The sequence below is a fragment of the Mycobacterium sp. genome (genome assembly GCF_035653355.1).
Taxonomy (GTDB): Bacteria; Actinomycetota; Actinomycetes; order Mycobacteriales; family Mycobacteriaceae; genus Mycobacterium.
Window position 1 is genome coordinate 1 of record NZ_DASRBZ010000019.1, and the last position, 8866, is coordinate 8866.

Sequence of the window (8866 nt, forward strand, 5' to 3'; positions counted from 1 at the left end):
TTCGGCGGCATCACCGGCGACGTGCTGGGGGCCGCGATTGAAGCGACCACCACGGTGACCGCGGTGCTGCTGGCCGCGGTTTAGGGGTGGTTAGCCAAGGCGCGCCATCCAGCCGTGGGTATCGGCGAAAGTGCCGCGCTGGATTCCGGTCAGCGTGTCGCGCAACGCCATGGTGACTTCGCCGGGTTCGCCGTCGGCGACGGTGAATTCAATGTCGCCGTATTTCACGTGCGATATCGGGGTGATGACGGCCGCGGTGCCGCAGGCGAACACCTCGGTGATCTCGCCGGCAGCGGTTTTCTTCTGCCACTCGTCGATGTCGATTTTGCGTTCCTCGACCCCGATGCCCGCATCGGTAGCCAACTGCAGCAACGAATCTCGTGTTATGCCGGGAAGCAATGAGCCGGACAGCTCGGGGGTGACCAGCCGCGCCGACGCGCCGCTGCCGAACACGAAGAAGATGTTCATTCCGCCCATCTCTTCGATGTAGCGGCGTTCGACGGCGTCGAGCCACACCACTTGCTCGCAACCCTTTTCGGCGGCCTGGGCCTGAGCCACTAACGAGGCCGCGTAGTTGCCACCGAACTTCGCTGCACCGGTGCCGCCCGGAGCGGCCCGCACGTATTCGGTGGACACCCACACCGTGACCGGCCTAATGCCGTGCTTGAAGTAGGCGCCAGCCGGCGAGGCCATCACCAGGTAGCGGTACTGCTTGGCCGGGCGAACGCCCAGTCCCGGCTCGGTAGCGAAGACAAACGGCCGTAGATACAGCGATTCTTCGCCGCCAGCGGGCGGCACCCAGGCATGGTCGACGGCGATCAGCTGCCGCAACGACTCGATGAACAGGTCGTCAGGAAGTTCCGGGATCGCGATCCGTCGCGCCGATGACCGCATCCGTGCGGCGTTGGCGTCGGCGCGAAAGGACACGATCGACCCGTCGGCCCACCGATACGCTTTCAGCCCCTCGAACACGCCTTGCGCATAGTGCAAAACGATCGCCGAGGGGTCGAGTTCGATCGGCCCGTAAGCGATGACTCTGGCGTCGTGCCACCCGCGGCCCTCGGTGTAGTCGAGAGACACCATGTGGTCGGTGTGATATTTGCCGAAACCCGGGTCGCGCAGAATCGACTCGCGTACCTCATCGGGTGTCGGGTTTGCGGTGCGCGAAACCGTGAACTCGAGGAGGCCGCTGGTCATCCTGCGATTGTATCTACGCGTGTCTATCGCGTTTTTGGTTGCACGAACGGCGGGCGCACCACTTCGCATTCCAGCGCGCGGCCCCGGACGTCGACGGTGACATGCTGACCGTCCTCGATGCCCGCAGCGCTGTCGATCAGCGCCAGCGCGATGCCGGTTTTCAATGTGGGAGAAAACGTTCCGGACGTGGTGACACCGATCTTGGTATCTCCGTCCAACACCGCCAAGTCGGACCGCAAAACACCGCGGCCCACTGCGCGCAGGCCGCGCAGCAGCCGCCGCGGCCCCGCCGCCTTCTCGGCGAGCAGCGCGTCGCGCCCGAAGAACGCATCCTTCTGCCAGCCGATCGCCCAACCGCAGCGGGCCTGCAGCGGCGAAATGTCGGCCGACAGTTCATGCCCGTGCAGCGGGTAACCCATCTCGGTGCGCAGCGTGTCGCGCGCGCCGAGCCCGGCTGGCTGGCCACCCGCGCGGGTGACCGCTGCCAACAGCGCGTCGAACACCACGCTCGCGGATTCCCAGGGCGGCAGCAACTCGTAGCCGTGTTCGCCGGTGTAGCCGCTGCGGCACACGCGTACCGGTACGCCTGAAAACGACGCATCGGCGTAGGCCATGTAGTCCATACCGGTCGGCAGCTCTAGCTCGTCGAGCACCTCCGCGGAGCGAGGTCCCTGAACGGCGAGAACGGCGTAGGAAGGGTGCTCGTTGACGATCTCCAGCTCGGGCGGTGCGACCGCGTGAAGTGCGGCCACCACCGCGGTGGTGTTGGCGGCATTGGGCACGAGGAAGATCTCGTCGTCGGCGACGTAGTAGGCGATCAGGTCGTCGATGACACCGCCGGATTCGTTGCAGCACAAGGTGTATTGCGCTTTGCCCGGCCTGATGCGGTTCAGGTCGTTGGTGAGAGTTGAGTTGACGAACCGCGCCGCGCTCCGGCCGCGCACCGACACCTTGCCCAGGTGGCTGACGTCGAACAGGCCGACGGCGTTGCGGGTGGCGTTGTGCTCGCTGACCGTGCCGGCATACGACAGCGGCATCAGCCAGCCACTGAACTCCGCGAAAGTAGCGCCCAGCTCGCGGTGGCGGTCTTCCAGCGGTCCGTGCTGAACGTCATTGCTCACGACAATCGACCCTAACGGGGGCTGCGGCTGACTGCCCGGCTCCTCCCCACACCGCCCAGGCGGCGCGCATCGTCGCCGGGCGGGCTGGCACACTTCGAAAGGTGGTCGATTCCTCGGATTTTGACGCGCTGGAGGCGGCCGGAATCGCCAATGCGCGTGAGCGAGCTGGCCTGATCGAGTATCTGGACAGCTTGGGATTCACTGTCGACGAGATGGTCGAAGCCGAGCGTTGCGGGCGCCTGTTCGGGCTGGCGGGCGACGCGTTACAGCGCTCGGGTCCACCGGCTTACAGCATGCGGACGGCGGCGGACGCGCTCGGCGTGCCACTGAAGGACGTCGAGCACGCCTGGGCCATGCTCGGCCTGACCGTCGCGAGCCCGGATGCTCTCGCTTTGAGTCAGGCCGATGTCGACGGGCTCGCGACATGGGTCGCAATGAAAGCCCAGTTCGGGGAGGATGCGGTATCCGGCTTTCTGCGGGTGCTCGGTGCGTCCATCGCGCGCCTCGCCGAGGCCGAGTCGTCCATGATCCGCGCCGGTGCACCCGACCTCTGGATTACCCTCACCCAGGACGAACTCACCACAGCGCGGGCATTTCGCACGGTCGCGGAATTCATCCCCAGGATCGGCGCGATGATGGACGCCGTCCACCGCCATCACCTGACCAGCGTCCGGACCTTCATCGAGGGGGTGGTACCGGGCCCTTCGGCGGGCGTGATGTGCGGCGTCGGTTTCGTGGACCTGTCCGGTTTCACCGCGCTGACCCAGATGCTCACGCCAGCGGAGTTGTCGACGTTGCTCAACGGCTTTTCCGCCACCGTCAGCGACGTGGTGCACCGCGACGGAGGAAGGGTGGTGAAGTTCATCGGCGACGCCGTGATGTGGGTGAGTCCAAGCGCCGAGCGGCTGGCCAAGGCGGCGCTCGACCTCGTCGATCACCCGCTGGCTCGTGAGGTCGGACTGCAGGTCCGCGCCGGCCTCGGCTACGGCGAGATGCTGGCAATCAACGGTGATTACTTCGGCAATGCGGTGAACATGGCCGCACGCCTCGTCGCTGTCGCATCACCGGGGCAGATTCTCGCCCCAGCCGATGTCCACGACGCGCTCCCCGACTGGCCGGCAATTGCCCAAGAACCGTTGCAGCTCAAGGGTTTTGATACACCGGTGACGGCCTATGACCTGCACGCCTCCAGCAGATGACTAGGGTGGTTGCCCGTGAGCACCGAATCCGGTTACCAATCACCCTCCGTCACCGTCGCCTCCTCGCTGCCGAGTCGCGGCGTGGGCAAGGCCGTCCTGATCGTTCCTGTGGTCTCGACTGGCGATGAGGACCGCCCACGCGCAACCGTCGCCACAGCCGAACCGTTCCTCGCCGCCGACGCGGTCACCGAGATCGAGACGAGTCTGCATGCGCTGGGCGCCAAGGGCGGTTCCGAGCAGGCGCACCGGCTGATAGCGCCGTCGCTGCCGGTGGGCAGTGTGTTGACGGTCGGACTCGGCAAACCGCGCGACGAGTGGCCGGCCGACGTCGTTCGCCGCGCCGCGGGGGCCGCCGCACGAGCACTAAACGGAGCAGAAACGGTGATCACGACGCTCTCGCAGCTCGATGCTGCCGCGGCTGTCGAAGGGCTGATCTTGGGCAGCTACCGGTTCACCGAGTTCCGCAGCGCCAAGACGGCACCCAAAGAACCGGGGCTGGCCAAGATCACCGTGCTATCCACTGACAAGGACGCCAAGAAGAAAGCCAGCCACGCCGCGGCTGTCGCGACCGCCGTCGCAACTGCGCGGGACTTGGTCAACACCCCGCCCAGTCACCTGTATCCTGCCGAATTCGCTAACCGCGCAAAGGCTTTGGGCGAATCCGCCGGGCTGGACGTCGAGGTGCTTGACGACAAGACGCTGCAGAAAGCCGGCTACGGCGGCGTGATCGGCGTCGGCAAGGGCTCGTCGCGGCCGCCACGGCTGGTCCGGCTGGTCCATCACGGGTCGCGGCTGGCAAAAAACTCCAAGCAGGCCAAGAAGGTTGCGTTGGTGGGCAAGGGCATCACCTTCGACACCGGCGGGATCTCGATCAAACCGGCCGCCAACATGCACTACATGACGTCCGACATGGGCGGCGCGGCGGCGGTCATCGCCACCGTCACGCTGGCTGCGCAGCTGGAGTTGCCGATCGACGTGATCGCCACGGTGCCGATGGCCGAGAACATGCCGTCAGGCACCGCGCAGCGCCCGGGCGATGTCTTAACGCACTACGGCGGCACCACCAGCGAGGTGCTCAACACCGACGCCGAGGGCCGGCTGATTTTGGCCGACGCCATCGTGCGCGCGTGTGAGGACAAACCTGACTATCTGATCGAGACGTCGACGTTGACCGGTGCGCAGGCGGTGGCACTGGGCGCCCGCACGCCCGGAGTGATGGGCAGCGACGAGTTCCGCGACCGGGTGGCCGCCATATCGCAGCAAGTGGGTGACAACGGCTGGCCGATGCCGCTGCCCGACGAGCTCAAGGACGATTTGAAGTCAACGGTGGCCGACTTGGCCAACGTCAGCGGGCAACGCTTCGCCGGAATGCTGGTGGCCGGGACTTACCTGCGCGAATTCGTCGCCGAAGGGGTGGCCTGGGCGCACATCGACGTTGCCACTCCCGCGTACAACACCGGCAGCCCGTGGGGCTACACCCCGAAGGGCGGCACCGGAGTGCCGACCCGCACGATGATCGCCGTCCTGGAGGACATCGCACAGAACGGCTAGCGCCAAGCGGCCTTGAACCGCTGCGTTATTCGCAGTTCGGCGGTGGCGGTAGCACTAGGTGCCGACCCCTGCACCCCCTTTCCCGAACGGCGCATGTGTCAGCTGAATTCGTTACAACTTCCGGTGCTGATTTTGTCGTCGCGCGGGACATCGATCAGGTCGAATCAGAACGATTTGGGGTCAAGAAGCGCCTGGCACTATATGGCGTTGCTGCTTACCCGCCTTTGATCGACAACCGACGCGTGCGCTCATCGATATCAGCAGTCCCAACGCCGTCATCAGTGATGTCTTTCTGTGCAGTGATAATTGGGACTTCCACGCTTCTTTGAAAAGACAAAGCCGTACTTTGGATCACCACCGCGACACAAAGCAGGACTAGCCATAGCCACGCTTCGCGTGGACCGATATGCGCAGCCGGATTTGTCGGAGGCAACGAGACGATGGACCGTATTATCACGGCGCCGACGATGGCGACAGTAATGTATGGGATGAATCTTCGGACTGTTCGGGCGATATCGCTCGCGAGTGATTCCGAACGTCGGCGCTTGATACCAGCGAACCATGCTGCTGCGCAGATGATCACGATCACTAGCGATATCGGAATCGCAAGTTGAGTTGCGTTGTCCCAGAAGGGCTGCAGCGGCCGCTGGGTTTGCGGATCACCCAACGCGACCGCCAGATGCGGAAGCGTGGCTTCGACGAAGAAGACGGTCATCGGCGGAACGAGCACCGTTTGCATGAATACGCAGTGTTGAGCAAGTACGCCAGCCGAACCAGAAATAAACTGCACAATGGCGTAAAGCAAGATATAGGTGGAAGCCCCGAACGACACAGCGGCTAGCACTTCTACGGACGCGGCCCTGCCGCCGGTGAGGGCGCAACCCTGCTCACCGGCCAGCAGACTGTATCGCAGGCATGTCAGAAACAGTCCCAGGAATCCACACACCAGGGCAATTCCGACTGAAGTGTCATGCTCAACCTCGCGCGAGCCCGGAGAATGGCCATCGGTGCGGCGCCGATAAGCCCGGTCAAGCACAAGGTTTATGACGACAAACGCAAAACCGGCCAGGATACCGGTGAACTGCGCATAGCTTCGGGCCACGATCGATACATCGAAGCCACTCCAAAGCACGCAGGAGTCAGCTATGTGTTTCGTGGGCATCGCGGAGATCCTATGTCAGCGGCCAGCATTGCACCGCGAAATTGGTGGCCGGTTTGCAGCGAATTCACCGCCGATTCGGCGCGCTGGCGCACGTCGACGTCAGGCAGCCCACGGGACTACACGCTGGGTGGTTGCGGCCGGATGGTACGACTTGGAAAAGGGGCAACCAGAAGTTGCTCGCACTGCTTCCGACATCGACGGAGAAACCGCTCATGGCCCAGGCAATCGCCGTTCTGCTCGCGTTGGGTTCTGCGCTGTGCGTTGCGATCGGCGACGTAGTCCAGCAACGTGCCACGCACCGGATCACTGAGGGGCCGGTCGGGCACGTCCAGTTGCTGGCGAAGCTGGTACGGGATCGACGGTGGCAGTTGGGCGCGCTGGTGCTGGTAGTCAGCATCGCCTTGCAGGCGGCCGCGCTGGGTGTCGGTTCGGTGCTGCTGGTGCAGCCACTGCTTACGCTTTCGGTGCTGTTCGCACTGCCCATCAATGCCAGGTTGTCGAAACATATTGTTGCCCGCCGAGAATGGATTGCCGCCGGCCTATTGACCGCTGCGGTGATCGTGGTCGTCACCATCGGCAACCCACAGGCCGGTCGTTCCAGCGCGTCGCTGCATACCTGGGCAACTGTGGCCGTGGTGTTGGGGCCCCTGCTGGTTGGATGCGTCGTAGCTGCGCGAATCCGGGGAGGCGCCGTGGCCGCGGTGCTCTACGCGTTCGTGTCAGGTTCACTCTGGGGCGTCTTCGCCGTACTGACCAAGGAAGTCGTGCATCGGCTCAGCGACGGCGGATGGGCGGTGGCCCGGACGCCTGAGCTGTATGCCTGCGTCCTCGTCGCACTGGGTGGTGTGGTGTGGAGCCAGGCAGCGTTTCGGGCCGGGCCGCTGACGGCGTCGATGCCCACCCTGCAGGTATCGCAGCCGGTGGTGGGGGCACTGCTGGGTGTGCTCGTGCTGGGCGAGACGCTGGACACCGGTCGCGTCGGGCTGATCGCTCTGGCGGTCGCCGTGCTGGTGATGGCGGCGGCCATCGTCGACCTCGCGCGCGACGAGGCGGTCGCGACTCGTGATCGGATCGACGAACAGCTCCGCGCCGAAAACGCCTTGTCGACGCGCTAACTGCTGTCCGGCACCGAAACAGCCGGCTCCTGATCGAGCCCCGCTGTGGGGTGGGCCGCCTCCGCTGCCCAGCGACGGCGGCCCACCGCGGCAGCCGAGGATTCACCGACCCCCAACCGGTCGTGCAGCCGGGCCAACGGCTTGGGCGCCCACCAACTCCGCGGACCGACCAGGTGGATGAAAGCCGGAACCAGGACCATTCGCACCAGGGTGGCGTCGACAAGCACGGCAAGGGTGAGGCCGAGACCAAGCATTCGCATGAATGACACCTGCGCGGGTATCAACGCGGCAAACGAGATCGACATCACCAACGCAGCCGCGGTAACCACCCGACCGATGCCGGCCAGGCCCAAAGCCGTGGCTTCGTCGTTGTCTGCGCGCGCCTCGGCTGAACTCGGTCCGCACTCCCGCGCTGCTCCGGAGGCCACCCAATACTCGCGGATCCTCGAGACCAAGAACACCTCGTAATCCATGGACAGCCCGAAGGCGATGCAGAACAGCAATACCGGGATGTTGGCGTTCAATGTCCCATTGGGGGTGGTGCCCAGCCCGCCGAGGTGGCCGTCCTGGAAGATCCACACCATTGCGCCGAATGCCGCTGTCAGTGACAACATGTTGCAGACCAGCGCCTGCAGCGGTATCACCGCACTGCCGGTGAGCAGGAACAGCAGCGCGAAAGTGATGACAGCGATCAGCGCTAACACGGTAGGCAGGCGCTCGGTGATCGCGGCGACGTTGTCGCGGTTGATCTGCGCCAAGCCGGTCATCTGCACAGTCCGCCCGGCCGGTCCGCCGACCTCGTGCAATCGGTCGAGTTGCGTGTCCGAGGCGTCTGAATACAGTGGTGCGGTGCTGCTGACGGTCAAAAACACGCTGTCGTGAGCAACGCCCGTCGGTCCGCCGGCCGGCCCCATCAGGTGTCCGGACACGAATGTTCCCATCGGTGCGCTCACGGCCGCCACGTCGGGGACCCGCGACAGCTCGGTGGCGTAGCGCTCCACGTCGGCGGGGCTCACACCACGGGCGTCGGGGACGACGACGGTCACCGAGTTGCCTAGCCCGTTGGAGAAATCGTTGTCCAGCATGTCGGCGACTTGGCGCGCCGACGCCGATCGCGGTAGCACGCGCTCATCCGGAAAACCCCACTTCACGCCTAGGAACGGCACCCCGAGTAGCAGCAGCAGCGCGACCACAGACAGGCCGACCGGAACGGCGTGGCGCAGCACGAACTTGGTCGACCGGTACCAGAAGTACATCGAGTTCGCAGGCTTGTGTGCGTGGTCGCGGTTCGGTCTCAACCCGGGCAGCAGCCGAGCCGCTAGCGCACGCACATTCAACGCGTCCAGTCGGGGACCCAGCGCCACAATCAACGCCGGTGTCACCACGACGGACGCCAGCGCAACAATGACAGCGGTGGCCACAACGGTGTAGGCGGAGGATTTCAAGAAGTACATCGGAAATACCAGCAACACCGCCATCGACAACGCGACGGTCGTCGCAGAGAACAGCACGGTGCGCCCG

General features: G+C 64.9%; 7 protein-coding genes and 1 pseudogene. 4 read left to right on the top strand and 4 right to left on the bottom strand.

What is annotated here, in order from left to right; genetic code table 11:
- Positions 1–84 (top strand): annotated as a pseudogene (locus VFA16_RS00615) (adenosylcobinamide-GDP ribazoletransferase); the annotation flags it as partial.
- A 6-nt stretch (positions 85–90) separates the two neighbouring features.
- Here the strand turns inward: VFA16_RS00615 and VFA16_RS00620 are convergent.
- On the bottom strand, positions 91–1197 hold the full coding sequence (locus VFA16_RS00620; protein ID WP_324965958.1) for a branched-chain amino acid aminotransferase: 1107 nt from the start codon (positions 1195–1197) through the stop codon (positions 91–93).
- 23 nt (positions 1198–1220) lie between these two features.
- The gene (gene gcvT / locus VFA16_RS00625) at positions 1221–2318 is read right to left on the bottom strand and encodes a glycine cleavage system aminomethyltransferase GcvT (protein WP_324965959.1); all 1098 of its coding nucleotides are present in this window, start codon (positions 2316–2318) and stop codon (positions 1221–1223) included.
- Positions 2319–2419: 101 nt separating this feature from the next.
- Here gcvT and VFA16_RS00630 point away from each other — a divergent pair, with 101 nt between their 5' ends.
- On the top strand, positions 2420–3517 hold the full coding sequence (locus VFA16_RS00630) for an adenylate/guanylate cyclase domain-containing protein (protein ID WP_324965960.1): 1098 nt from the start codon (positions 2420–2422) through the stop codon (positions 3515–3517).
- A gap of 15 nt (positions 3518–3532) precedes the next feature.
- Entirely contained in the window at positions 3533–5068 is a 1536-nt protein-coding gene (locus tag VFA16_RS00635) for a leucyl aminopeptidase (protein WP_324965961.1), read from the top strand.
- A 214-nt stretch (positions 5069–5282) separates the two neighbouring features.
- On the opposite strand, the gene VFA16_RS00640 is transcribed toward VFA16_RS00635, so the two are convergent.
- Complete coding sequence (locus tag VFA16_RS00640; protein ID WP_324965962.1) at positions 5283–6230, bottom strand: hypothetical protein; 948 nt, start codon at positions 6228–6230, stop codon at positions 5283–5285.
- Between the two features lie 212 nt (positions 6231–6442).
- On the opposite strand from VFA16_RS00640, the gene VFA16_RS00645 reads away from it, so the two are divergent.
- Entirely contained in the window at positions 6443–7345 is a 903-nt protein-coding gene (locus VFA16_RS00645; RefSeq protein WP_324965963.1) for a DMT family transporter, read from the top strand.
- Here the strand turns inward: VFA16_RS00645 and VFA16_RS00650 are convergent.
- Positions 7342–8866, bottom strand: a 1525-nt coding sequence (locus VFA16_RS00650; RefSeq protein WP_324965964.1) for an MMPL family transporter, incomplete at its 5' end; no start/stop codon positions are given. The two genes, VFA16_RS00645 and VFA16_RS00650, sit on opposite strands and share 4 nt — an antisense overlap.